This is a genomic window from Galbibacter sp. L-19 (assembly GCF_056857615.1).
On sequence record NZ_JBSXNL010000072.1, the window covers coordinates 138,360 to 163,298 of the forward strand.

21 protein-coding genes and 1 tRNA gene are annotated in these 24,939 nt (G+C 33.4%); 13 read left to right on the top strand and 9 right to left on the bottom strand.

From position 1 onward, the window contains the following. Positions 1-59 precede the first annotated feature (59 nt). A complete protein-coding gene (locus AC13CQ_RS16620; protein WP_456868170.1) occupies positions 60-1,085 on the bottom strand; it encodes a sugar phosphate isomerase/epimerase family protein in 1,026 nt (341 codons plus the stop codon). 143 nt (positions 1,086-1,228) lie between these two features. Between AC13CQ_RS16620 and AC13CQ_RS16625 the strand changes: the two genes are divergently transcribed. Both AC13CQ_RS16625 and AC13CQ_RS16630 read left to right on the top strand, forming a co-directional pair. Continuing rightward, positions 1,229-2,944, top strand: a complete 1,716-nt coding sequence (locus tag AC13CQ_RS16625; protein WP_008611779.1) for a GMC oxidoreductase — start codon at positions 1,229-1,231, stop codon at positions 2,942-2,944. A gap of 10 nt (positions 2,945-2,954) precedes the next feature. After that, complete coding sequence (locus AC13CQ_RS16630) at positions 2,955-3,602, top strand: gluconate 2-dehydrogenase subunit 3 family protein (protein ID WP_008611780.1); 648 nt, start codon at positions 2,955-2,957, stop codon at positions 3,600-3,602. 101 nt (positions 3,603-3,703) lie between these two features. Here the strand turns inward: AC13CQ_RS16630 and AC13CQ_RS16635 are convergent, their stop codons facing one another. Then, positions 3,704-4,246 carry an alpha-ketoglutarate decarboxylase gene (locus AC13CQ_RS16635; protein WP_456868171.1) on the bottom strand — a complete coding sequence of 181 codons (543 nt, stop codon included), beginning with the start codon at positions 4,244-4,246 and terminating at the stop codon, positions 3,704-3,706. A 103-nt stretch (positions 4,247-4,349) separates the two neighbouring features. Here AC13CQ_RS16635 and AC13CQ_RS16640 point away from each other — a divergent pair, with 103 nt between their 5' ends. Then, on the top strand, positions 4,350-7,142 hold the full coding sequence (locus tag AC13CQ_RS16640; RefSeq protein ID WP_008611782.1) for a 2-oxoglutarate dehydrogenase E1 component: 2,793 nt from the start codon (positions 4,350-4,352) through the stop codon (positions 7,140-7,142). 54 nt (positions 7,143-7,196) lie between these two features. After that, the gene (gene odhB, locus AC13CQ_RS16645; RefSeq protein ID WP_008611783.1) at positions 7,197-8,423 is read left to right on the top strand and encodes a 2-oxoglutarate dehydrogenase complex dihydrolipoyllysine-residue succinyltransferase; all 1,227 of its coding nucleotides are present in this window, start codon (positions 7,197-7,199) and stop codon (positions 8,421-8,423) included. 493 nt (positions 8,424-8,916) lie between these two features. On the opposite strand, the gene AC13CQ_RS16650 is transcribed toward odhB, so the two are convergent. From AC13CQ_RS16650 to AC13CQ_RS16660, 3 genes are read right to left on the bottom strand one after another with little or no spacing between them, the layout of a single operon-like run. Next, a complete protein-coding gene (locus tag AC13CQ_RS16650; RefSeq protein ID WP_335587484.1) occupies positions 8,917-9,555 on the bottom strand; it encodes a response regulator in 639 nt (212 codons plus the stop codon). Then, positions 9,552-11,570 carry a tetratricopeptide repeat-containing sensor histidine kinase gene (locus AC13CQ_RS16655; protein ID WP_474506754.1) on the bottom strand — a complete coding sequence of 673 codons (2,019 nt, stop codon included), beginning with the start codon at positions 11,568-11,570 and terminating at the stop codon, positions 9,552-9,554. The genes AC13CQ_RS16650 and AC13CQ_RS16655 overlap by 4 nt, the downstream gene beginning before the upstream one ends. A 12-nt stretch (positions 11,571-11,582) precedes the next feature. Continuing rightward, positions 11,583-12,023, bottom strand: coding sequence for a retropepsin-like aspartic protease family protein (locus AC13CQ_RS16660; RefSeq protein WP_008611788.1), 441 nt, complete (start codon positions 12,021-12,023; stop codon positions 11,583-11,585). 52 nt (positions 12,024-12,075) lie between these two features. Between AC13CQ_RS16660 and AC13CQ_RS16665 the strand changes: the two genes are divergently transcribed. The 9 genes from AC13CQ_RS16665 to AC13CQ_RS16705 all read left to right on the top strand — a co-directional run bounded on the left by AC13CQ_RS16665 (position 12,076) and on the right by AC13CQ_RS16705 (position 18,496). Next, positions 12,076-12,843 carry a TatD family hydrolase gene (locus tag AC13CQ_RS16665; RefSeq protein ID WP_474506753.1) on the top strand — a complete coding sequence of 256 codons (768 nt, stop codon included), beginning with the start codon at positions 12,076-12,078 and terminating at the stop codon, positions 12,841-12,843. Between the two features lie 61 nt (positions 12,844-12,904). Further along, entirely contained in the window at positions 12,905-14,044 is a 1,140-nt protein-coding gene (locus AC13CQ_RS16670; protein WP_474507636.1) for a 1-acyl-sn-glycerol-3-phosphate acyltransferase, read from the top strand. Continuing rightward, entirely contained in the window at positions 14,034-15,053 is a 1,020-nt protein-coding gene (locus tag AC13CQ_RS16675) for an asparaginase (RefSeq protein WP_008611791.1), read from the top strand. The genes AC13CQ_RS16670 and AC13CQ_RS16675 overlap by 11 nt, the downstream gene beginning before the upstream one ends. 70 nt (positions 15,054-15,123) lie before the next feature. Further along, positions 15,124-15,211: transfer RNA gene (locus AC13CQ_RS16680), tRNA-Ser, on the top strand. 76 nt (positions 15,212-15,287) lie between these two features. Continuing rightward, positions 15,288-16,091, top strand: coding sequence for a MotA/TolQ/ExbB proton channel family protein (locus tag AC13CQ_RS16685; RefSeq protein WP_008611792.1), 804 nt, complete (start codon positions 15,288-15,290; stop codon positions 16,089-16,091). Between the two features lie 24 nt (positions 16,092-16,115). Continuing rightward, positions 16,116-16,535, top strand: coding sequence for a hypothetical protein (locus AC13CQ_RS16690; protein ID WP_008611793.1), 420 nt, complete (start codon positions 16,116-16,118; stop codon positions 16,533-16,535). Between the two features lie 18 nt (positions 16,536-16,553). Continuing rightward, a complete protein-coding gene (locus tag AC13CQ_RS16695) occupies positions 16,554-17,174 on the top strand; it encodes an ExbD/TolR family protein (protein ID WP_008611794.1) in 621 nt (206 codons plus the stop codon). A 20-nt stretch (positions 17,175-17,194) separates the two neighbouring features. Continuing rightward, complete coding sequence (locus tag AC13CQ_RS16700) at positions 17,195-17,677, top strand: ExbD/TolR family protein (RefSeq protein WP_008611795.1); 483 nt, start codon at positions 17,195-17,197, stop codon at positions 17,675-17,677. 123 nt (positions 17,678-17,800) lie between these two features. After that, positions 17,801-18,496, top strand: a complete 696-nt coding sequence (locus AC13CQ_RS16705; RefSeq protein ID WP_335587488.1) for a porin family protein — start codon at positions 17,801-17,803, stop codon at positions 18,494-18,496. On the opposite strand, the gene AC13CQ_RS16710 is transcribed toward AC13CQ_RS16705, so the two are convergent. The 4 genes from AC13CQ_RS16710 to AC13CQ_RS16725 form a co-directional block, all read right to left on the bottom strand. Next, positions 18,491-18,820, bottom strand: a complete 330-nt coding sequence (locus tag AC13CQ_RS16710; protein ID WP_157136655.1) for a hypothetical protein — start codon at positions 18,818-18,820, stop codon at positions 18,491-18,493. The two genes, AC13CQ_RS16705 and AC13CQ_RS16710, sit on opposite strands and share 6 nt — an antisense overlap. A 275-nt stretch (positions 18,821-19,095) precedes the next feature. Then, a complete protein-coding gene (gene rpoN / locus AC13CQ_RS16715; RefSeq protein ID WP_008611798.1) occupies positions 19,096-20,553 on the bottom strand; it encodes an RNA polymerase factor sigma-54 in 1,458 nt (485 codons plus the stop codon). 91 nt (positions 20,554-20,644) lie between these two features. Next, the gene (asnS, locus tag AC13CQ_RS16720; protein ID WP_474506752.1) at positions 20,645-22,078 is read right to left on the bottom strand and encodes an asparagine--tRNA ligase; all 1,434 of its coding nucleotides are present in this window, start codon (positions 22,076-22,078) and stop codon (positions 20,645-20,647) included. A 470-nt stretch (positions 22,079-22,548) separates the two neighbouring features. Then, a complete protein-coding gene (locus tag AC13CQ_RS16725; RefSeq protein ID WP_474506751.1) occupies positions 22,549-24,933 on the bottom strand; it encodes an efflux RND transporter permease subunit in 2,385 nt (794 codons plus the stop codon). Positions 24,934-24,939 lie beyond the last annotated feature (6 nt).

Genomic DNA, 24,939 nt, shown 5'->3' on the forward strand with positions numbered 1-24,939 from the left:
AGTTAGTAATTATAAAGAATCCCAATGCTTGCAAATTGGGATTGTATATTCAAAAATAGTTATGCTTGATTGGTTGTTGAAGTCTCACTTAATTTTTTTGCAACAGCTAGTAATAATGCTTTTGTTGCTAAAATTCCTTTTTCTTCGGATAATTCTTCTCCTTCATATTCTACTCCAACAAAACCAGTAAACCCTGCATCTTTAACAATTTTCATCATTTTATAAAAATCGATGGTTGTTTCGTTGCCATTTTCGTCAAAGTTAAAAGTTTTTGCACTAACTCCTTTTGCAAATGGCATTAATTCTTCAACACCTTTATAGATATCATATTCTTCAATACAAGGTGCGTCCCATAATTTATTGTCTTCTCTTTTTAAGCAGAAATTTCCAAAATCGGGTAATGTACCACAATTTTCTTTATTAACAGTTTCCATAACTTCGGCCATGAGTGCGCCATTTGAAGAGAGGTAACCATGGTTTTCTACAATTATATTTACATTTTTTTCTGAAGCATATTCAGAAAGTTCCTTTAAAGAAGCGACGGAATTTTCTTTCCAAATCTCTTCATCGTTAGATCCAAATAAATTAATCCGCATGGAATGGCATCCTAAAATTGCAGTAGCATCAATCCAGATTTTATGATTTTCCACTCCTTGTTTTCGATGTGTTTGATTGGGGGTAGAAAGTAAATTTTCGTCTCCCTGTAAATCAACCATCATAATCTGATTTTTCATTTGCTGCTGATCGCTTATTTTTTTTAAATCTTCAGCTAAAGAAATAATTGCATTATTGTTGTTTCCTCTTTTTTCGAGTTCTTTATTATAAAGTTGATTTACATATTCTAAACCTTCAAAACCTAAATCTTTTGCTTTTTTTGCAAAATCCATTGGATTTAATTTTTCTTCCCAGATCATTTTATGAAGAGACCATTGTGCTAATGATAATTTAAAAAAAGGTTCAAAGACGGCTGCTTCCTCTTCGGGAATTGCTTCTTTTGAAGGAGTTTCTTTACAGGCGTACATTCCTAAAAATGAGAGTGCTAAGCCTGCTTGACTAGTGTTTCTAATAAAATTTCTTCTCTTCATATTCGTAGGTTATTAGGTCGAAAATTATTAAATCAACAATGTTAATGTTGTTAAAATGATTAATTGATAATTAAAATATTCGTCTAATGTAAAAAATTAATTTTTATATTTGGAGAACTACTATTGTAAACAAGCTAAAAAAAATGAGTACATTTTATTACAATTCCCCTCAAGAGGAGTATGATGCTATAGTCGTAGGAACTGGAGTTTCTGGTGGCTGGGCAGCAAAAGAACTTTGTGAAAATGGATTAAAAACGTTGGTTTTGGAAAGAGGCCGTATGGTAAAACATGTGGAAGACTACCCAACAGCAAATTTAGATCCATGGGATATGCCAAACGGAGGCGCAGCTTCCAGAGAAGTAAAAGAAAGAAAATTCAAACAAAACAGAACAGGTTACACAGTTAGTGCAGCAAGCGAACACTTTTTTGTTGATGATGTTAAGCATCCTTATAATGAAGACCGCCGCTTTGATTGGATGCGTGGATATCATGTTGGAGGACGTTCACTAATGTGGGGGCGCCAAAGCTACCGAATGGGAGATGTTGATTTTGAAGCAAATCTTAAAGATGGGATTGCTGTAGATTGGCCTATTCGTTATGATGAAATAAAACCATGGTACGATAAAGTAGAGCAATTTATTGGAGTAAGTGGTGTAAATTTAGGTTTACCTGTTTTACCTGATGGTAAATTCTTACCTCCAATGGATTTAAATTGTGTGGAAGACCATTTTAAAGATATTATTGAAGAAAAATTTGGAGACCGTACCATTACAATTGGACGTGTAGCTCATATTACTCAAGGAACAAAAGAAGGACAAGGAAGAGGTCCATGTCAATATAGAAATAGATGTATTAGAGGGTGTCCTTTTGGAGCATACTTCAGTAGTAACTCATCTACATTACCTACTGCAGAAGCAACAGGAAACATGACGCTTCGTCCAAATTCTATTGTGCATGAAATAATATATGATTCTGAAACAGGAAAAGCAACTGGAGTTCGTGTTATTGATGCGGAAACTAAAGAAACAATGGAGTTTAAAGCAAAAGTTATCTTTTTATGTGCTTCTGCAATTGCTTCAGCTTCTATTTTATTACAGTCTAAATCTGAAAGATTCCCAGACGGAATGGGGAACGACAGCGGAGAACTAGGTCATAACTTAATGGATCATCACTTTAGAGTAGGTGCTAGCGGGAAGTTTGACGGTTTCCACGATAAATATTACAAAGGAAGAAGACCAAACGGGGTTTACATTCCACGTTTTAGAAATCTAGGTGGTGCCACAGACCGCAAAGACTTTATTAGAGGTTACGGATATCAAGGTGGTGCAAGTAGAGGAGATTGGTCTGAATCTATCCGTGAGCTTGCTTATGGAAAAGAATTGAAAGAAGCAATTATGGAGCCAGGAGACTGGACTATGGGAATGACTGCTTTTGGAGAAACGCTTCCAGATCATAAAAACCGTATGTATCTTGATTATGATAAAAAGGATGAGTGGGGATTACCAACGGTAACTTTTGATGCTGATTTTGGTGAAAACGAATTGGCAATGCGTAAAGACATGAAGCAACAAGCTGCCGAAATGTTGGAAGCTGCTGGTTTTAAAGATATTTCTACTTATGATAGTATTGGAGGAATGGGATTAGGAATTCACGAAATGGGAACTGCTCGTATGGGAAGAGATCCTAAATCTTCAGTATTAAATAAAAATAACCAATTACATGCTGTGCCAAACGTATATGTAACAGATGGAGCTTTTATGACTTCTTCAGCATGTCATAATCCATCTTTAGGATATATGGCGTTTACAGCAAGAGCTGCAAACCATGCGGTAGAAGAACTTAAAAAAATGAATTTGTAAAAAACATATTATGGACAGAAGAAGAGCACTTAGAAATATTGGTTTAACTACAGGTTTTGTTGTAGCAACACCTACGCTTTTAAGCATGTTGCAAAGCTGCACTGCCGATAAAGCAACTTGGGTTCCTGAGTTTTTTACACCAGAAGAAGGAGTTGCACTTACAAATATTGTAGATGTAATTATTCCTGAAACAGATACACCATCTGCTTCTCAAGTTAATGTACCTCAATTTATAGACAAGTATGTTAAAGAAGTAGAGTCTGATGAAGCGCAAGCTCGCTACCGTAAAAGAATGGCAGGTTTGGTAAATCAGTTAAAAGCAACTTATAATGAAGATTTAAATGATATAACTCCAGAACAATATGAGGAGATTGTAGCTGCAAATCTTAAAGTTTCTGAAGATAAAAAGAAAGATCTAAACAAACGTATTAGTATTGAAGGGAATGAAGTGGAAATTGGAACTACCGAAAATAAGGTAGAAGACAATGAAGCACTTGCTTTTGGTATGATAAACGATTTACGTTGGTCAACAATAAACGCCTTTAAAAACAGTCAGAAAATAGGGGAAGAAGTATTGGCTTATGATCCTATTCCTGGGGTGTATAATGGCTGCATGCCAGTAGAAGAAGCTACTGGTGGTCGTGCTTGGTCATTATAAAAATTAAAATTATTTACTTAGATTTTGCATTTTTTAAAAGCCCTCTTCTTTTTATGGTTAAAGAAGAGGGCTTTTTTTTGTCCTATTTTTTTTGCTTCTGATTAAAAATAAACTCTTACAAAAGGCATAAAAGGTGTTCCGTAAATACTTTTGTCATCATCATATAAAACATCATACCGTACTCCTATAGTTACAGGTCCTGTGTTGTAACCTGCTCCAAGATGCAGTGCTGGATACCAATATTCGTCTCTAAAATCTGGGATTCCGTCATATTCATATTTTCTGTTTACATGAAGTTCTTCAAATTCTGCTGAAAGTTGAATCTCTCTAATTGGGCTATAAAAACCGAGTACGCTTCCTCCAAAAACAGTAGCTGTATAATTACGATCGTCGGTATAAGTAAAGTTTAAACCAACACCAGTTGCAAACTTATCATTTACTTGATAAATGGCACTTGGAGTTATAGAACCACTAAAAAAGTCATTTCCAAACCCTAATCCTAATCCACCACCAAAACGTACATTGTCCCAAAAATTAGGACTTCTGTAATTTTGCGTCATTTGAGCAGTAGCAAATTGAGTAATTCCTAACATTAAGAGAGCGAAGATGTATTTTTTGAAACAGGACTTGTTATAAATATGCATATCAGTAATTTTTATCTTATAAATATATTAAAACTATGTATCAATTTTCTCAAATATTGTACTTTTGTATAAATTTTGTCTAAAGAGACAGTGAAAAGAAAACATGGATAAATATTCCTTTTTAAATGCGGCAAATACCGCTTTTTTTGCGGACTTATACGATCAATACCTAATTAATCCGGATAGTGTAGAGCCAAGTTGGAGAGCTTTTTTTCAAGGCTTTGATTTTGGGATGGAAACTTCGTCTTCAGAAGACGACACAGTAACCATTGAACATGCTACTTCAGGAGAAAAAATTGAAATTTCTCAGGATGTTTACAAAGAGTTTCAGGTAATTCGCCTTATAGACGGTTATCGAAGCAGAGGGCATTTGTTTACTAAAACCAATCCTGTAAGAGAGAGAAGAAAGTATTCCCCTACCTTGGCTATCGATAATTTTGGGTTAGAAAAAGCTGACCTTAATAATGTCTTTAATGCTGGAGATATTTTAGGAATTGGTCCTTCAACCTTACAAGAAATTATAGACCATTTAGAAGCAATTTATTGTGATGCTATTGGGATTGAATATATGTATATTCGAAACCCTGAGCGTAAGCAGTGGATTCAAAATTGGTTGAATGTAAACGATAATCATCCGAAGTTTAATGACGATGAAAAGAAAAACATTCTTAGAAAATTAAACGAAGCCATTTCTTTTGAAAACTTTTTGCATACTAAATATGTAGGGCAAAAGCGTTTTTCTTTGGAAGGAAATGAGTCTTTAATTCCTGCGTTAGATACCTTGGTTGAAAAAGCAGCCGATATGGGGGTGCAGCAATTCGTAATGGGAATGGCACACCGTGGAAGGTTAAATGTGCTTACCAATATTTTTGGAAAATCTGCTAAAGACATCTTTAGTGAGTTTGACGGAAAAGATTATGAGTTGGATATTTTTGATGGAGATGTTAAGTATCACTTAGGGTGGACAAGCGATCGGAAAACAACTAGTGGGAAGAAAATAAATATGAATATTGCTCCTAATCCTTCGCACTTAGAAACAGTAGGTGCTGTTGTAGAAGGGATTACTAGAGCAAAACAAGATAGACATTATAAAGACGACTTTTCTAAAGTGTTGCCAATTGTTGTGCATGGAGATGCTGCAATTGCAGGACAAGGACTTGCTTACGAAGTGGTTCAAATGGCGCTTTTAGATGGCTATAAAACAGGAGGAACTATTCATATTGTAGTAAATAACCAAATTGGATTTACTACAAACTATTTAGATGGAAGGTCTTCTACTTATTGTACAGATGTAGGAAAAGTAACGCTCTCTCCAGTATTACACGTAAATGCAGATGATGCTGAAGCTGTAGTTCATGCAATAACTTTTGCTTTGGATTACCGAATGAGATATGGAAGAGATGTATTTATAGATTTATTAGGATATAGAAAATACGGACATAACGAAGGAGACGAACCTAGATTTACACAACCTAAACTTTATAAGGCTATTTCTAAGCATGAAAATCCACGTGATATTTATGCAGATAAGTTGAAGAAAGAGGGAGTTATTGACGATTCGTATGTTAAAAAACTAGAAGACGATTATAAAGCTTCCTTGGAAGAAAAATTAGAAGATTCTAGAAAAGAAGACAAAACTGTTATCACTCCATTTATGCAAGATGAATGGAAAGGATTTAATCCTGCTTTGGAGGATAAAATGATGGATACAATAGATACTTCTTATCCTAAAGATAAATTAACTCAAATTGCAGAAACAATTACCAATCTTCCGAAGGGTAAAAAATTTATGCGTAAGATTGAAAAGCTTATAAAAGAGCGTAATAAAATGTTCTTTGAAACAGATAAGCTGGATTGGGCAATGGGAGAGTTGTTAGCATATGGTTCTCTTTTAGAAGAAGGATTTGCAGTGCGTATGTCTGGTCAAGATGTGGAAAGAGGAACTTTTTCTCACCGTCATGCAGTTATTAAATTAGAAGATTCCGAAGAAGAAGTAGTGCTATTAAATGAGTTAAAAGAAAATCAAAATGCACATTTTGATGTGTATAACTCATTACTTTCTGAGTATGGTGTTGTTGGTTTTGATTATGGTTATGCCATGGCAAGTCCAGATACATTAACTATTTGGGAAGCACAGTTTGGAGATTTTAGTAATGGGGCTCAGATAATGATAGACCAATACATCTCTGCTGCAGAAGATAAATGGAAATTGCAAAACGGACTTGTAATGTTATTGCCTCACGGTTATGAAGGGCAAGGAGCAGAGCACTCGTCGGCAAGAATGGAGCGTTACTTACAATTGTGTGCTAAAGACAATATGTTTGTGGCAGATGTTACTACCCCAGCAAATTTATTTCACTTGTTAAGACGACAAATGAAAGCCGATTATAGAAAGCCTTTAATTGTTTTTACTCCTAAGAGTTTATTAAGACACCCAAAAGTGGTTTCTTCGGTAGACGAGTTTGTAAACGGAAGCTTTCAAACGGTTATAGACGATGCTGAAGCTTCAGTTAAAAAAGTAAAAACCCTAGTTTTCTGTACTGGTAAATTCTATTATGATTTATTGGCAGCAAAAGAAGAAGGTAAAAGAGAAGATGTTGCTTTAGTAAGAATAGAGCAGTTGTTCCCATTGCCAACTTCAGAAATGCGTAAAATAATGGATAAATATAGTAGTGCAGAAGAAGTAGTTTGGGCACAAGAAGAACCAAGAAATATGGGAGCTTGGAGTCATTTATTACTTCATTTTGAAGAGGCACGTACTTTTAGAGTGGCTTCCAGACGTTTTTACGCTGCTCCAGCAGCAGGAAGTGCTACGCGTTCAAAACGTAGACATCAACAAGTAATTGAATATGTTTTTGATAAAACCAAAGACAATATGCAACGAAAAGCGAAATAAGAGTATATTTATAATAGAATTAGACAATAAAATATAAAACTAAAATAAAGAACAATGGTTTTAGAAATGAAAGTTCCCTCTCCTGGGGAATCGATAACAGAAGTAGAGATAGCGGAATGGCTAGTTGAGGATGGAGATTATGTTGAGAAAGATCAAGCAATTGCTGAGGTAGATTCTGATAAGGCTACTTTAGAGTTGCCTGCAGAGGCAAGTGGAATAATTACACTTAAAGCTGAAGAAGGAGATGCGGTAGCTGTTGGAGAAGTAGTTTGTTTAATCGACACTTCTGCAGAGAAACCAGCGGGTGGTGAAGATGCATCAGCCGAAAAGGAAGAAAAAGAAGCGCCTAAAAAAGAAGAAAAAGCTGCTCCAGCTGAAAAAGCTCCGGAGAAAAAAGAAACATATGCTAGCGGTACTGCAAGTCCGGCAGCTAAAAAAGTACTAGCCGAAAAAGGAGTAGATCCTAAAGAGGTAAAAGGTACTGGAAAAGACGGCCGAATTACTAAAGACGATGCCGTAAAAGCTACTCCATCTATGGGGACTCCAAGTACTGGAAGTCGTGGTAGTGAGCGTAAAAAATTATCAATGCTTAGACGTAAAGTGGCAGAGCGTTTGGTTTCTGTAAAAAACGAAACGGCTATGCTAACTACATTTAATGAAGTAGATATGAGTCCGATTTTTGAATTGCGTAAGCAGTACAAAGACGAATTTAAATCGAAACATGGAGTAGGTCTAGGCTTTATGAGTTTCTTTACATTGGCAGTTGTACGTGCATTAAAAATGTATCCTGCTGTTAACTCCATGATTGATGGCAAAGAAATGATAAGTTATGATTTCTGTGATGTTAGTATTGCGGTTTCTGGACCAAAAGGTTTGATGGTTCCTGTAATTAGAAATGCAGAGAATTTAAGCTTTAGAGGTGTTGAAGCAGAAGTTAAAAGATTAGCAATAAGAGCTCGTGAAGGAGAAATTACAGTTGACGAAATGACTGGAGGTACTTTTACAATTACCAATGGAGGGGTGTTTGGTTCTATGTTGTCTACTCCAATTATTAATCCGCCGCAAAGTGCAATCCTTGGGATGCATAATATTGTAGAAAGACCAATTGCTAGAGATGGTGCTATTGCAATTGCTCCAATAATGTACGTGGCTTTATCTTACGACCATCGTATTATTGACGGGAAAGAATCTGTAGGATTTTTAGTAGCCGTAAAAGAAGCATTAGAAAGTCCAGAAGAATTATTGATGGACGGTAATGTTAAGAAAGCTTTAGAATTATAAAATATAAGTTTTATAGAATTGGAAACGCCCAACTGAATTTCAGTTGGGCGTTTTTCATTTTGGTTGGCTAATATATCGGAATTCTAAATTGATAAAACCAAAAATAAATTTAGAAGGAAAGTAATCATAGCTAAACTTACAATAGTTATGGCTAAGTGAATGTCGTTTGAATTTTTTTGCTGCTGGATGTCAGTCTTCATAATCATTTCATTATTAGTTGGTTTGGTAAAATTCTATAATTTAATGAGTTATTTCAAAGGGAATATTACCCTATTTATCTAGGATGAATTACAAATACTATCGTTTATAGTGTTAAAAGACAGTAAATGTTAATAAATAGCGCTATTGCAATTAAAAATATGAGGAGGAATAATAATAAGGTAGGAATCTTTTTTATAACATAGAGTGGTATCATTACTTCGGTATTAGGTTGATTATGAGTTATAAAGCTACACTATGTTTGTAATAAATGGAATACGTACTTACTCGTATATTATTTTAGAAGAAGTTCTTGATTTTCTATTGCCCAAAGTAATAAGGCGTTGGTTTTATGGGGTATTTCTAGCTTGTTTATAATATTACTTCGGTGTTTCTCAACGGTTCTTATGGAGATAAAAAGCATTTCGGCAATCTCCCTGTTTGTTTTTTCTTTAGCAATTAATCGAAGTATTTTTATTTCTGAAGGAGTGAAAATGGCTAGGATATCATCTTTGTTTAGTTGTAAAGACTTTGTTTTATGAAGTATAATTGGACTGTAGTACCTTCTGTTTTGACAGACTTCTTCAATGCAAAGCTTAATTTCCTCAATGGCAAATTCTTTTAAAATATATCCTTCTACATTGAGTTCTTTTGCTTGATAAATAAGATCCGGTTCTTTGTGTAGGGTAATAAGAATAATTTTAGTTTTTATATTATTCTTTTTACAGTTTAAAGCTACTTCAAGTCCTGTCATTTTTGGCATTTCAATATCCAAAATAGCAATATTGGGTTTGTGTTTTACAATTAAATTGTATGCTGTGTTTCCGTCCTGAGCGCTATCTAAAATGTTATACTTGTTCTCAATTAAAAAATCATTGAGACCTTTTAATAGAAACGGATGATCATCTGCAGTTATAATGGACGGATTCATCATGCTATTGGAATAATGTATGAGAAAGTAGTTCCTTTATTTTTTTCTGAATCAACTTTCATAGTTCCTTTTAAATATTTGGTTCGCTCTCGAAGTGTTTTTAGTCCGAGCGATTTAAAATCATTATACCTTTCTGAAAAGTCAAAACCATCCCCATTGTCTTTAATAACAATAAGAATGCGTTTGCTTTCTTTTATTACAGAAATTTTTGCAGCTTCCGCATTAGCATGTTTTACAATATTGGAAAGTGTTTCTTGAACAATTCGGTATAAATTTAATTCTTGGTCTTTGGTAAGTGTATTTGAAATATCGTCAATATCGGAAGAAATAAAGATATCTGTGTGTTCGTCTACGTCTCTAATTGTATTTTTTATTGCTTTTGTGATTCCTAATTTTTCTAACTGAAAAGGATGGAGTGCTCTAGAAATAGAACGTACTTCTTCAATGGCGTTATTAAACATTGTTCTAGTGCTTTCATCTGTATTTAAAGCTACTTTATTTTTTATCAGAAGTAAACTTTGACCTACTCCGTCATGAAGATCTTTAGAAATACGTTCTCGTTCTTCTTCTTGAGATAATAGTAACTGCTGACTAAAATCTTCCTGCTGGATTTTCGATTTTTTTAAATGTTGTTTGTTTCTGTATAGAAAAACACATAAAAACAGTAAACATAATCCAGCTATAGAAAAGCCTAGAAGTCGTTTTTTGGCTTGATTTTCTTCCTTTAAAGCTTCAATTGAGGCGTTTTTTGTTACTAATTCTTTCTCTTTTTTCTCTGTTTCGTACAGTGTTTGGTAATAGGTGAGGGCGTTGGTTTTTTGAACATTAAATAAAGAGTCCTTTAGAGTGTTGTATTCTTGAAAAGCTTTGTATGAAGCAGTGGTGTTTCCAGTTTTATTATAGAGTTGTGCTAATTGTTCTTTTAAATCAACTAAATGGTCGTTACTTTTTCCTTCTTCAGAAAAAAGAATAACTTCTTTCAGTAAAGCAATGGCTTCCTCGTATTTTTTTTCGCCTTCTAAAATTGCAACTTTCGCAATTTTGTAATGATTCATTAATTGTTTTTCATTTACAATATCTTCTTTAAGGTCTTCGATAATAGCAAAATGTTGACGTGCTTTATTGAGTTGATTGATGTTTACATAAAGTTTTGTTAGTGAAGTTTCAATATATATGCTGCTGTAAACATCATTATTATTGGCTTCTTTATTAATTTTTTCAGCCTCTAATAGTAATTCTTCTTGTCGTTTTGGGTTTTTTAATTCTTTATAATGTATGGCTTTGTTGTAAAGAGTACTTACAATTGCATCTGCTTTATCGTTCTCTTTTGCGTAGGCAATTACTTCGTCTTCAGCTTTTTCAGCTTGCTCATAAAATTTATTCATTCCATAAACAGTTGCAACTCCACTTTTGGCTAGAATAACATATTCCACGTCTCCAAGAGACTCATAATACATAGATGCGGTTTTGTAATCTTTAATAGCTTGTAAGAAGTTTCCTTGATAAGCTTCGGATTGCCCTTTAAATAGGTATGAGTCGGCTACGTAAATGGAATCTTTTATTCCAAAATTTAAAATAGCTTTAGCGTAATTTTCGGCTGCTTTTTTAAAATCTATATCATAATAAGCGCCACCTTTCTTTAGGTAAACACTTCCAAGTAGAAATGAATCTTTGGTTTTATTTAAATATTTTTCAGCATTTAGAACAACTTTTAGAGCGTCGTCTTTATGGTTTTGGATGTTATTGATGTAGTAAAATACTTTAACAGAGGCAGCAATCATTTTGTCATACATTTCTAACTTTTCAGCTATAGAAATATAATCTTTGGTATAGGTAACATACGTATCTGTATAAGCTTGTTTGTCTATCTTATTAATAATGGAGTCTAAGACTTGGAGTTTTATAGTTTCGTTTTGCGCTGAGTCTAATGCTTTCACAAAATTGCTGATATTTTCTTGCGCATTAATCAGTGCTACTATAAAAAATAGTAGTGTAGTTAATAAAGTCTTAGGTTTCAAACTAGTTGGTTTTTAAGACTTTAAAAATAATGTTTTTTTGTTATAATCTATTACAGCTTTGGCCTTTTTTAGAACATCTGCACCAATAATCCCATGAACGGGAAGGGCATCATGAATAGTAAGTGCAGAATTTACATGTGTTAAATCAAAAAGTACGATTTTGAGTTTTTTGAGTTTCCAAGATTCCATCTCCAAAGTATTTTTTTTAGAAACCTGTGTTAACATATTTGTTGCTCCAGCACCCGCTGCTTTGACTTCGGAAGCCTCGGTTTCTAAATTAAAATGTTCAATGCAGTCAAAACCAATACAAGTATTAGAAGCGCCTGTGTCTAGAATAAATCTACCAGTAATACCATTAATTTTTGCAACTACTTCAAAATGATTTGTTTTGGTGAGGGTAAGTGGGGTTTTTATATATCCTTTTGCTAACAAGAATTTTTTTAAACTTTGCATTATCTCTTCAGTTTTATGCAAATATAGCCGTTTAAACTGTTATTTTTGCGCCATGATTTTAACAGATACACATACTCATTTATATAGTGAGGCTTTTGACGAAGATAGAGATGCTATGATCCAAAGAGCACTAGATGCAGGAATTGAACGTTTTTTTATCCCTGCTATCGATTCTACCTATACGCAAGCCATGTTGGAGTTGGAAAAAGCATATCCCAAAAATGTTTTTTTAATGACGGGATTACATCCAACGCATGTAAAAGAAAATTATAAGGAAGAATTAAAGCATATTGAAGAGTTGTTGACTAGAAGAAGTTTTTATGCTATTGGAGAAATAGGAATAGATTTATATTGGGATAAAACTCTTTTAAAGCAGCAACAAGAGGCTTTTAAATATCAAATCCAGTTAGCTAAAAAATATAAACTTCCAATTGTAATTCATTGTAGAGATGCCTTTGATGAAGTATTTGAAGTATTGGAAAGTGAAAAAGGAGAAGATCTTTTCGGGATTTTCCATTGCTTTACAGGTACATTAGAGCAAGCAAAACGAGCTATTTCTTATAATATGAAATTAGGAATTGGTGGTGTTGTAACTTTTAAAAATGGAAAGATTGATACTTTTTTAAATGAAATTCCGCTTACAGAAATTGTTTTGGAAACAGATGCTCCTTATTTGGCGCCTACACCCTATAGGGGTAAACGTAATGAAAGTTTGTATTTAACAGAAGTTGCAGGAAAATTGGTAGATATATATAATACCTCTCTAAAAGAAATAGTTACCATTACCACTAATAATTCTAAAGAGGTATTTGGAGTTTAACAAGCTTTTACGGTTAAAGTGAACTAAATTTTGTTTTTTTGCCATTAAACATAGAGTCCGAGTGATTACAATAGACGATATAAGACCTTATTACGATTCTGAAGTCAACGATGCCCTTTTGAAATTTATGGAGCATCCTATGGTTTTGGCGATGCTTCAATTTACTTTCCCCAATAAGAATATGGAGGAGATTATGGCAATAGCAGAAAGTTGTCATTCAATAAGAGATTTTCAGAGTAAAATAATATATAACAGTATTAGAATGGTGCTCGAAAAGAGCTCCGAAGGTTTTTCTACAGATGGTTTTGAGAAGCTAGAAAAAGGAGAATCTTATCTTTTTATATCCAATCATCGAGATATAATTTTAGATACTTCTTTATTAAATGTTGCCTTGTACGAACATGATTTGGTAATGACAGCTTCGGCAATTGGAGACAATTTGGTAAAAAAACCTTTTTTAATGGCATTGTCTAGACTAAATAGAAGCTTCATTATTAAAAGAGATTTATCGCCTCGAGAAATGCTGAAAAGTTCAAAATTAGTATCTTCTTATATAAGCAATTCACTTCAGAAAGAAAAAAGGTCTATTTGGATAGCGCAACGAGAGGGGAGAACAAAAAATGGAGATGATCAAACCCAACAAGGGGTTTTGAAAATGTTAGCGCTCGCAAATGATGAAGACCAAGTGATGGATTATTTTAAAAAGCTTAAAATAGTTCCTATTTCTATTTCTTATGAATACGACCCAACAGATGTGTTGAAGATGCCAGAATTAATGGCGAAGCATAAAGAAATAGAATATATAAAGTCTAATAATGAAGATTTTAATAGTATTTTAAAAGGAATTACTGGAAGGAAAAGACATATTCATATTTCTGCAGGGAAAGTTTTTTCTGCCGAATTAGATGAAATTAAAAATAGTGGAGAGCCAAATAATAAGCAGTTTCAAATGTTGGCAGATGCTATTGATGCCGAAATATATAAAAACTATAAGCTGTGGCCTTCTAACTATTTAGCTTATGATTTGCTCAATAATACAACTAAGTTTTCAGAATTTTATTCAGACAAAGAAAAGCGTCAATTTAAAAGACGGATTAAACGTCGTGTCCAAATAGGGGATAAAATTGAATTGGAGAATTTTTTAAGAATGTATGCTCACCCAGTTACAAACCATTTAAAATATAAAGTAAGTGCAAGCTAAAATTTTACTTATTTATACAGGAGGAACTATCGGGATGGTGAAAGACTTTGAAACAGGAGCTCTCCATGCATTTAATTTTGACGAATTGTTAAAACGAATTCCAGAATTGTCTCTTTTAGATTGTAATATTGATACCATTTCTTTTGAAGAACCTATAGATTCTTCAAATATGAATCCAGATTCTTGGGTTCAGATTGTAGAAGTAATCGAGAGAAATTATGAAACTTACGATGGTTTTGTAGTGCTTCATGGAAGTGATACCATGAGTTATACATCTTCGGCTTTAAGTTTTATGCTTGAAAATCTATCTAAACCTGTAATTTTTACAGGGTCTCAACTTCCAATAGGAGATTTAAGAACCGATGCGAAGGAGAATTTAATTACTTCCATTCAAATTGCCTCATTAAAACAAAATGGCAGTGCCGTTATTAGAGAAGTATGCTTGTATTTTGAATATAAACTATACAGAGCTAACCGAACGACCAAGATAAATGCAGAGCATTTTCAGGCGTTTGCTTCTTTAAATTACCCCGCAATTGCAGAAAGCGGAGTTCATTTAAAAGTGCATCATGAATATTTATTGAAGTCAACTCGAAAGAAGTTGAAGGTTCATAAACAAATGGATGCGAATATTGCTTTAGTAAAGCTTTTTCCTGGCATTAATGAAAATACTTTAGGTTGCTTATTAACAAACCCAACTACAAAAGCTATAGTATTAGAAACTTACGGAGCGGGAAATGCTCCTACCGAGAAATGGTTTGACGATTTGTTAAAAAAAGCTATTAAATCGGGAAAAATAATTGTAAATGTTACACAATGTTCTGGAGGAAGTGTGATAATGGGACAGTATGAAACGAGTTCTCACCTAAAAAAAGCGGGTGTAATTAACGGGAAAGATATTACAACAGAGGCTGCAATTACAAAATTAATGTATTTACTTGGGAATAATATTCAAGCTAAAGTGTTCAAAACCATATATGAAACGTCTTTAAGAGGCGAGATGAATTAAAATTAACTACATAAATTTTAAGAACTAAAAAAAAATTCGTTATTTGGCACTCTAAAGCTATATGTAATATAGAGAGGTGGCCGAGTGGTCGAAGGCGCACGCCTGGAAAGTGTGTATACGTCAAAAGCGTATCGAGGGTTCGAATCCCTTCCTCTCTGCTGTAGTTTTTAATGTTTAATAACATTTTTTTTTTATCTTTAACCCTATTAACGAACAAATTTAAGTTTAGAAGAAATGAAAAGACTATTCTCTATGCTGGCAATTGCCGGATTATTGGCTTTTAACGCAACAACTGCCAACGCAAAGGATTTAACGCCAGTTATGGCTGATCAAATCTCAGAAATTGTTGCTATCGACGATGCTGCAACAGCATTAGTACAAGACGACGCAGCTCCTGCTGCAGAAGAAAAAGGCTTCCAACAAGTCCTTAAGGAAAAGTTTATCCAAGGGGGTGCAGGCTTTATGGGTATTGTACTATTATGTTTAATTTTAGGACTAGCTGTGGCTATTGAAAGAATTATTTTCTTGAATATGGCTACTACAAACACAAAAAAGCTTACTCAAAAAGTAGAAGATGCATTAGCGTCTGGTGGAGTTGAAGCTGCAAAAGACGTTTGTAGAAACACAAGAGGTCCTATTGCATCAATTTATTATCAAGGTTTAGACAGAGTTGACGAAGGTGTTGATGCTGCTGAAAAAGCTGTAGTAGCTTATGGTGGTGTGCAAATGGGTCAATTAGAGAAAAACGTTTCTTGGTTGTCTTTATTCATCGCAATTGCACCGATGTTAGGATTCATGGGTACTGTAATCGGGATGATTCAGGCATTCGAAAAAATTAGTGCTGCTGGTGGACTAGATGCATCTCTTATTGCAGGAGATATTCAGGTTGCCTTATTAACAACAGTATTTGGTCTTATTGTGGCTATTATACTTCAGATTTTTTATAACTACATTATCGCAAAAATCGATAGTATAGTAAACAGCATGGAAGATGCTTCAATCATCTTAGTAGACATGTTGGTAGATCACAAAAAATAATAAGCATTTAATTTAATTTAAGATATGTATAAAATAGCTAAAATATTAGCGATAATACTTAGTGTAATTGGATTAGTGCTGTGGGTTTTAATAGTACAATCTGATGACAACGAAGGTGTTATTAGCTTAATGATAAGCCTAGGATTATGGCTAACCGTTATTATAGCAGGAATTACACTTGTACTTTCTCTTATGGGGCTAGCCTCAGACGGAGATAAATTAAAGAAAGCATTAATTTCTGTTGCTGCTTTTGCTTTAATTATAGTAATAAGTTATGTTGTATTTGCTACAGGAAAAGATGTAAATCTTCAACAAATGGCAGATAGAGGCATCGAAGTTACTGAAGGAACTGTAAAAACTGTAGGAGCAGGTTTATGGTCTTTCTATATTCTAGCAATTGTAGCGGTAGTTGCAATGGTAGTAGGAGGATTTAAGAAACAATAATTAAAAAATAATAATAATATGGCAAGAAGAGGAGCACCGCCTGAGGTTAACGCAGGTTCAATGGCAGACATCGCTTTCCTACTCTTGATCTTTTTCTTGGTAACAACTACCATTGAAACAGATGCAGGATTAGATCGTAAGTTGCCACCAATCGAGCCGCCAGAAAATCCGCCAATTATTAAGCAGAAAAATATTTTTACGGTAGTTGTTAATAAAAATAACGACTTACTTGTAGAAGAAGAAGTGATGGATCTTAAGAACCTTCGCGAAGCTGCTGTAAAATTTTTGGATAATGGTGGAGGTACAGGAGAAAAAGGAGAGTCTTGCGACTATTGTCAAGGCCCAAAAAATCCTGAGTCTTCAGATCACCCTAGTAAAGCTATCATCTCTTTGCAGAATGATAGATTGACAGAGTATGGGACATATATAGCAGTACAAAATGAATTGGTAGCTGCATATAATCAATTGAGAAACAGAGAAGCGCAAAGACTTTATGGTAGAGATTTTACGGAAATGAATGATACTTATTTAGATCCTAAAACTTCAGACGCTATTAAAGATGATCTGAAACCAAAGTTAGAGCGTATTCAGAAAATGTATCCTCAAAAATTATCTGAGGCTGAACCAAAAAATAACTAATTAAATTAGTATAAGCTATTATGGCAAAATTCACAAAGAAAAAGAAAGGGGATTTACCAGCGGTTTCAACCGCATCATTGCCGGATATCGTTTTCATGTTGTTATTTTTCTTCATGACCGTTACCACAATGAAAGATAGTTCCCTTATGATTAAAAATGAATTGCCTTATGCTGATCAAGTTCAAAAACTTGATAAAAAAGACAGGGTAATTTATATCTATGCAGGTAAACCTAGTCCTCGTTACCAAGATAAATTTGGAACAGCAGCAAAAATTCAGTTAAATGATAAATTTGCAGATGTTTCTGAGGTAGCAAACTACGTACTTGCTGAGAGAGCTTCAAAGCGTGAAGAGTTACAAAATGTACTTACAACTGCTTTGAAAGTTGATAACGAAACCAATATGGGACTCGTATCGGATATTAAACAAGAATTGAGAAAAGTTAATGCATTAAAAATTAACTATACTACCAGAGGTGGTACTGCTTTTCAAAACTTGAAATAATCCATTTCAGTTAAACTTATATTTAAAAAGCGCTTCTATCTTTAGATTTGAAGCGCTTTTTATCTTCAATACAATTCCTTTTTCTATTACCTTTACTGCTACATAAGTTTAAATTAGTTTTCATTGAAGCGTATAGTTTTCCTTTTTCTGTTGTTTTTAAACTCTATAATATGGGCGCAACAAGATTCTCTTTTTGTTGTAGAACCAGACGATAAGTATGTAGAAGATCAGTTTTACTTCGGAATTAATTACAATCTTTTAGTAAGTGCTCCAGATAATGCTAGTCAAAGTAGTTTTTCTTATGGTATTATGGGTGGTTTTATTAAAGATATCCCTATCAATAAAAGACGTAATATTGGATTTGGAATTGGTGTAGGATTATCTTTTAATGCTATTTATAGCGATTTATTAGCTACTCAAGCAGATAATGGAAGTATATCTTATCAAATAGTTCCAGACGATATTTCTTACAATAGAAATAACCTTACCATGAATTTTGTTGAATTTCCAATTGAGTTTCGTTGGCGTTCTTCTAAAGCAGATGATTATAGATTTTGGCGAATTTATTCTGGAATAAAACTTTCTTACTTAATCTCCGGAAATTCAAAATTTGTTGCCGATACAGAAACCATAAAATTTTCCAATAAAGATATTAGAGATATGCAATATGGTGTTTATTTTAGTTTTGGGTATAATACCTGGAACTTCTATGCGCAATATGATCTTTCTAATATTTTTGAAGATAATACCTATACAATTGACGGAGATTTAATGGATACTCAAATCTTTAAAGCAGGATTAATCTTCTATATTTTATAGCCAGTATCCAAAGGTTAAGAATTGGGTAATAACACCTATAAAACATCCTATAATGATTTCTGGATACGTATGAGATTTTAAATAGAGTCTTGCGGTAGCTACTATTCCAGTAATTAAAACTAATAGTGATAACCCTAAGGTAATGTTTATTTCATAATGAAAAGACAAGCCTAAGATAAAGGTTGTTAAGCCGCAAATTCCCATCATATGCATACTTGCTTTGAAATTGAAGTAAATCATTATTAAACAGCTTAAAAGAGCTCCTAAAATGCCAATAAAGTAATAATACAACTCAATTGAAAAATCAAACGTAGTAATTTTCATTATTGTGATGTAAATTACTATAATGAAAATGTAAAGAGGAATCTTCCGTTCTTTAATATGAGTCAGTCCGTTATTTGTAATCCATCCTAAATTTCTTAGCAGTAAGAAAAATATAAAAGGAATTATTACTGTTAATATTAAAATAGCAAGTAATATTAATCGCTTAGCTTCGGGCGGGTTAAATTTTGGGGTGATAAAAAAATAAAGAATCGAACCTGCTAGCGGAAAAAATAAGGGATTAAAAATATGACTAATTAATTTTGAAAATATTCGCATTAAATTTCTTTTCTTAGACGCGCAACAGGGATGTGGAGTTGCTCTCTGTATTTAGCTACAGTTCTTCTTGCAATTGGATATCCTTTTTCTTTTAAAATAGCAGCTAACTTATCGTCGGTTAGGGGTTTTCTTTTCTCTTCTTCATTAATTACAGTTTCTAATATTTTTTTAATTTCTCTAGTGGAAACATCTTCTCCTTCATCATTTTTCATTGATTCAGAGAAAAATTCTTTTATTAGTTTAGTCCCGTAAGGAGTGTCTACATATTTACTGTTTGCAACTCTAGAAACAGTAGAAACATCCATTCCAATTGTATCGGCAATATCTTTTAAAATCATAGGGCGAAGTTTGCGTTCGTCTCCTGTTAAAAAATATTCTTCTTGATAATGCATAATGCAATTCATAGTTACATAAAGCGTTTCTTGACGTTGTTTAATAGCGTCTATAAACCACTTTGCAGCATCTAATTTTTGTTTGATAAACTGAACGGCATCTTTTTGAGATTTTGACTTAGTTTTAGTGTCTTTATAGCCTTTCAGCATATTATTATATTCTCTAGACACATGAAGTTCTGGAGCGTTTCTTCCGTTTAATGTTAGCTCTAGTTCTCCGTCAACAATTCTAATGTTAAAATCTGGGACTACATGTTCTACAATTCTATTATTTCCAGAATAAGAGCCTCCTGGTTTTGGGTTTAGACGCTCTATTTCATGTATTGCGTCTCTGAGTTCTTCTTCAGTGATATCGTATTTTTGAATTAGACGGGTGTAGTGCTTTTTTGTAAACTGTTCAAAAGATTTGTCTAATATTTCATAAGCAAGGTCTACACTTTGTGTAGGTTCTTTCCTTTCAAGTTGAATTAATAAACATTCTTGAAGGTTTCTGGCGCAAACCCCAGCAGGATCTAATTGTTGTGTTATATGAAGGATTCGTTCTACTTGTTTTTCTTCTGTAAATACATTTTGAGTAAAGGCAAGATCGTCTACTATGTCTGGTATTGCTCTTCGGATGTAACCGCTCTCATCTACACTTCCTACTAAAAATTCAGCAATATCACGTTCTTCATCATTCAGTCTAAAAGTATTTAACTGGTTTAATAAATGCTGATGAAAAGAAGTTCCCGCAGCGTATGGAACCGATTTTTCATCGTCATCACTACTGTAATTATTTGCTTGGAGCCTATATTCTGGCACTTCATCGTCACTTAAATATTCGTCTACATTTATATCTTCAGCATTTATAGATTCGTTGTCGTAATCGTCTTGCTGTGAATTATCGATATCGTCATTCTCAAAATCATTATCATCCTTACCACTTTCTAATGCAGGATTTTCTTCAAGCTCTTGTTTTAAACGCTGTTCAAAAGCTTGTGTAGGCAGTTGAATCAATTTCATTAATTGAATCTGCTGCGGAGATAATTTCTGCGATAATTTAAATTGTAACTGCTGCTTTAGCATATATTTTTTAACCTTTATATAAAAATAAAAAAACTAGCTATATGAAATGTGTTCATATGCTAGTTTTATTACTGTTTACTGTTAATTTATTCTAAAATTCGGCGTTTTGTGGTGTTCTAGGGAAAGGAATTACGTCTCTAATGTTTGTCATTCCTGTTGCAAATAACACTAAACGCTCAAATCCAAGTCCGAATCCACTGTGTGTTGCCGTTCCAAATTTTCTAAGTTCTAGGTACCACCAAAGCTCTTTTTCATCAATTCCCATGGCTTCCACTTTTTCTTTTAAAACATCATAACGTTCTTCTCTTTGGGCGCCACCAACAATTTCTCCAATACCAGGGAAGAGAATGTCCATTGCTCTAACCGTTTTCCCATCTTCATTGGCTCTCATGTAAAAAGCCTTTATGTCTGCAGGGTAATCAAATAAAATTACTGGAGTTTTAAAATGCTTCTCTACAAGATAGCGTTCATGCTCACTTTGTAAATCCGCACCCCACTCTTCAATAATATAGTTGAATTTTTTCTTTTTATTAGGCTTAGAATTTTTTAATATTTCTATAGCTTCTGTATAGCTTACACGCTTAAAGTTGTTGTCTATTACAAAATGTAGCTTTTCTGTAAGCGTCATTTCACTTCTTTCTGCTTGCGGCTTTGTTTTTTCTTCTTGTAATAAACGTTGCTCTAGAAATTCTAAATCATCTTTACAGTTATCTAGCACATATTTAATAACATACTTTATAAAATCTTCAGCAAGATCCATATTGCCGTCTAAATCTAGAAAAGCAACTTCTGGTTCAATCATCCAGAATTCTGCCAAGTGTCTAGAAGTATTTGAGTTTTCTGCTCTAAAAGTAGGGCCAAAAGTATAAACTTTCCCTAATCCCATTGCATATGTTTCGGCTTCTAATTGACCAGAAACGGTAAGATTTGTCTCTTTTCCGAAGAAATCTTCTTTAAAATCAATTTCTTTGTTATCTGTGAGCGGAGGGTTTTTAATGTCTAGGGTAGAAACTCTAAACATTTCTCCAGCGCCTTCAGCATCAGAACCTGTAATAATAGGGGTGTGAACATAATTAAACCCATTCTGATTGAAATATTGATGTACAGCAAACGATAAAGAAGAACGAACACGCATAATAGCACTAAAAGTGCTTGTTCTAACTCTAAGATGCGCTTTCTCTCTAAGGAATTCTAAGGAGTGCTTTTTTGGCTGAATAGGATATTCTTCCGGATTAGATTCTCCTAAAATAGCAATGTCTTTAACTTGGATTTCTACATTTTGCCCTTTTCCTTGGCTCTCAACAAGCGTTCCGTTTATGCTAACTGCTGCTCCAGTATTAAGTTGTTTTAATATTTTTTCTGAAATATTTTCAAAGTCAACAACACATTGAATGTTATTTATTGTGGAACCATCGTTTAGTGCAATAAAACGGTTGCTTCTAAAAGTTCGAATCCATCCTTTAACGCTAACTTCTTGAAGTAATTTCTCACCACCAAGCAGTTCTTTAATGTTATCTAATTTCATTATGGGTTACATCAAATAATTGTGGGCACAAAGATAAAATTTTAAACCTATTAATTATAAGCATTGTAGCTTTGATTCTTAAAAATATTTGTACCATAACATTATTCTTTTGTTAAATGCAAGAAAATTAAATATTAATGATGTAGAACAAATCAAATTTTTTCGTACATTTAACATAAGCCTATAAATTTTAAGATAATTTTTGTAGGACAAAAAAAGGGATAAAAACCCTTTTATGCTATTATATTAATTTGATATATTTGTAGAAAATAGTGCATACGCTGTCTTAAAAGACACAATAAAAATATATAAGAATGTAGGTTTGGGGGAACCTTAAAGTCTGTTCGGAAACTTTGTTTTCGGCAGACTTTTTTTTGTAAATACATTATGATTAAATGATTATCTAAAATAAAATCCCCATTTGATGCTAATACAAATGGGGATTTATTGGTATAAATTTTTAATATATTTTATTCTTTACTGCTTTTGGGAAGTACATCTATATTTGGCTTTTTAAGCACTTGCTTGTTTGCAATATTTCTTTCTAAAGCCAATAATAATGCAGGAAGAAGTATTAAATTGGCTAGCATGGCAATTAAAAGTGTAAAGGAAACTAAGCCTCCAAGAGCTTTTGTGCCTCCAAAACTACTTAGCATAAATACAGAAAATCCAAAGAAGAGTACAATAGAAGTATAGAACATACTAACGCCTGTTTCGCGTAGGGCATTATAAACAGATTTTCTAATGTTCCAGTGACTTTTTGTAAGTTCTTGTCTATACTTTGCTAAGAAGTGAATGGTATCATCCACAGAAATTCCAAAAGCTACACTAAATACTAAAATAGTTGAAGGTTTGATAGGAATTCCTAAAAAGCCCATCATACCAGCAGTAATAATAAGGGGTAATATATTTGGAATTAGTGAAACAATAATCATTTTAAAAGACCTAAACATATAGGCCATAAAAAGAGAGATAAGGAAAATAGCCAATGCTAAAGACATTACTAAATTCTTTACCAAGTACTTTGTTCCTTTCATAAAAACCAATGCTTTTCCTGTTAACGTAACGTCATATCTGTCTTGAGGTAAAACTTTGTGTATTTTTTTCCATAAATCTGCTTCTATGCCTTCCATTTTATCGGTACCTATGTCCTGCATAAAAGTGGTGATTCTAGCTATTTGTCCTGTAGAGTCCACAAAACTCTTAAGTAAATCTGCGTTATTAGCCGATTTTTTTGCGTAAGAAAGGATAAAAGTATTTTCCTGATTATTTGGTAATTGGTAGTAATTTGGATTTCCGTTGTAATATGCCTGTTTGGAGTATTTTACCAAGTTGGTAACAGAAATAGGATCGGAAAGTTCTGGAATTTCTTTTATAAGGGTCTCCAGCTCTTCCATTCTACGAAGTGTGGTAAGTTTTAAAACCCCATTTTTTCTTTTGGTGTCTACCATAATTTCAACAGGAAGGATTCCGTCAAATTCTTTTTCAAAAAAGCGAATATCATCAAAAAAGGCAGCATCTTGAGGCATGTCTTCTATTAAACTCCCTGAAATTCTAATTTGGTATATTCCGATAATGCTACCAATTAAAGCTATTAATGATATTATAAACACAGCTATTCTATGGTTACGAACCGAATTTTCCATCCATCCCACAAAAGTGTTGATCCATTTTGTGTTTAGGTGCTTTAAATGCTTCGTTTTAGGTAGAGGCATAAAGCTATAGATAATTGGAATTATCAGTAACGATAAAACAAAAATTGCAAAAATGTTTAGAGAGGCAACAATACCAAATTCTTTTAAAAGTTTACTTTCAGTAATAATAAAAGTAGCAAAACCAGCCGCTGTGGTAATGTTGGTCATTAATGTTGCATTACCTACATTTGAAATTACCCGCTGTAAAGACTTTGCTTGATTTCCATGTTTTTGAACTTCCTGCTGATACTTGTTAATGAGGAATATACAGTTGGGAATCCCAATTACAATTATTAAAGGAGGGATCAATGCTGTTAAAACGGTAATTTCATAGTGTAATAAACCTAAAATCCCAAATGCCCACATTACACCTATAATTACAACTATCATGGAGATAAAAGTTGCTCTAAAGGATCTAAAAAAGAAAAAGAAAATAAGAGAGGTCACTCCTAAGGCAGCACCAATAAACATGCTAATTTCGTCTATGATACTTTGAGAGTTTAAAGTTCGGATGTATGGCATTCCAGATACTTTAACATCTAGTCCAGTTTTAGCTTCGAAATCGTCTATTAATGGTTCAAAATCATTAATTACAAAATCTTTTCGAACACTGGTGTTTACTATTTCTTTATCAATATAAATAGCAGTTCTTATAGTGTGCGTTTTTTTATTGAAAAGTAAACTTTCGTAAAACGGGAGTTTTAAGAAAAGTTCATCTTTAATGCTGTCTACTTCAGCTTTATTCTTTAATTCGTTTTTAATTAAAGGTTCTAATTCAAATTGGTGTTTTTCGGTATTTTTTACGAGTTTTTGGAGGCTTTCTGTAGAAATAACTGCATCAACTTCTGGTTTTGCTTGAAGTTGTTTGCTTAATTTATTCCATTCGTTAAAATTTTCTGGAGTGAATAAATTACTGTCTTTTACAGCAATTATAATTAAATTTCCTTCTTCGCCGAAAGTATCTAAAAATTTATTGTACTCAACGTTAACAGGGTGATGGTCTGGGAGTAAATTTGCTTCCGTAAAAGTAAAGCGCATGTTTTTCCATTGCATGGCTAGGAAAACAGTGACTCCAAGAAGAATCAATAAAATAATAATACGATTGCGGAGAATTATTCTCGCCGTTTTCTTCCAAAAGCCTTTACTGATCTTGTTTATCATCAAAAA

Excerpts from the sequence above, each read along its gene's own strand:
- AC13CQ_RS16725 (WP_474506751.1), bottom strand. The coding sequence starts at position 24,933 with ATGATAAACAAGATCAGTAAAGGCTTTTGGAAGAAAACGGCGAGAATA.
- AC13CQ_RS16660 (WP_008611788.1), bottom strand. The coding sequence starts at position 12,023 with ATGCAAAGTTTAAAAAAATTCTTGTTAGCAAAAGGATATATAAAAACC.
- AC13CQ_RS16620 (WP_456868170.1), bottom strand. The coding sequence starts at position 1,085 with ATGAAGAGAAGAAATTTTATTAGAAACACTAGTCAAGCAGGCTTAGCA.
- AC13CQ_RS16710 (WP_157136655.1), bottom strand. The coding sequence starts at position 18,820 with ATGAAAATTACTACGTTTGATTTTTCAATTGAGTTGTATTATTACTTT.
- AC13CQ_RS16635 (WP_456868171.1), bottom strand. The coding sequence starts at position 4,246 with ATGCATATTTATAACAAGTCCTGTTTCAAAAAATACATCTTCGCTCTC.
- asnS (WP_474506752.1), bottom strand. The coding sequence starts at position 22,078 with ATGAAATTAGATAACATTAAAGAACTGCTTGGTGGTGAGAAATTACTT.
- AC13CQ_RS16625 (WP_008611779.1), top strand. The coding sequence starts at position 1,229 with ATGAGTACATTTTATTACAATTCCCCTCAAGAGGAGTATGATGCTATA.
- AC13CQ_RS16690 (WP_008611793.1), top strand. The coding sequence starts at position 16,116 with ATGTATAAAATAGCTAAAATATTAGCGATAATACTTAGTGTAATTGGA.
- AC13CQ_RS16630 (WP_008611780.1), top strand. The coding sequence starts at position 2,955 with ATGGACAGAAGAAGAGCACTTAGAAATATTGGTTTAACTACAGGTTTT.
- AC13CQ_RS16650 (WP_335587484.1), bottom strand. The coding sequence starts at position 9,555 with ATGATGAATCCGTCCATTATAACTGCAGATGATCATCCGTTTCTATTA.
- AC13CQ_RS16665 (WP_474506753.1), top strand. The coding sequence starts at position 12,076 with ATGATTTTAACAGATACACATACTCATTTATATAGTGAGGCTTTTGAC.
- AC13CQ_RS16700 (WP_008611795.1), top strand. The coding sequence starts at position 17,195 with ATGGCAAAATTCACAAAGAAAAAGAAAGGGGATTTACCAGCGGTTTCA.
- AC13CQ_RS16640 (WP_008611782.1), top strand. The coding sequence starts at position 4,350 with ATGGATAAATATTCCTTTTTAAATGCGGCAAATACCGCTTTTTTTGCG.
- AC13CQ_RS16685 (WP_008611792.1), top strand. The coding sequence starts at position 15,288 with ATGAAAAGACTATTCTCTATGCTGGCAATTGCCGGATTATTGGCTTTT.
- odhB (WP_008611783.1), top strand. The coding sequence starts at position 7,197 with ATGGTTTTAGAAATGAAAGTTCCCTCTCCTGGGGAATCGATAACAGAA.
- AC13CQ_RS16695 (WP_008611794.1), top strand. The coding sequence starts at position 16,554 with ATGGCAAGAAGAGGAGCACCGCCTGAGGTTAACGCAGGTTCAATGGCA.
- rpoN (WP_008611798.1), bottom strand. The coding sequence starts at position 20,553 with ATGCTAAAGCAGCAGTTACAATTTAAATTATCGCAGAAATTATCTCCG.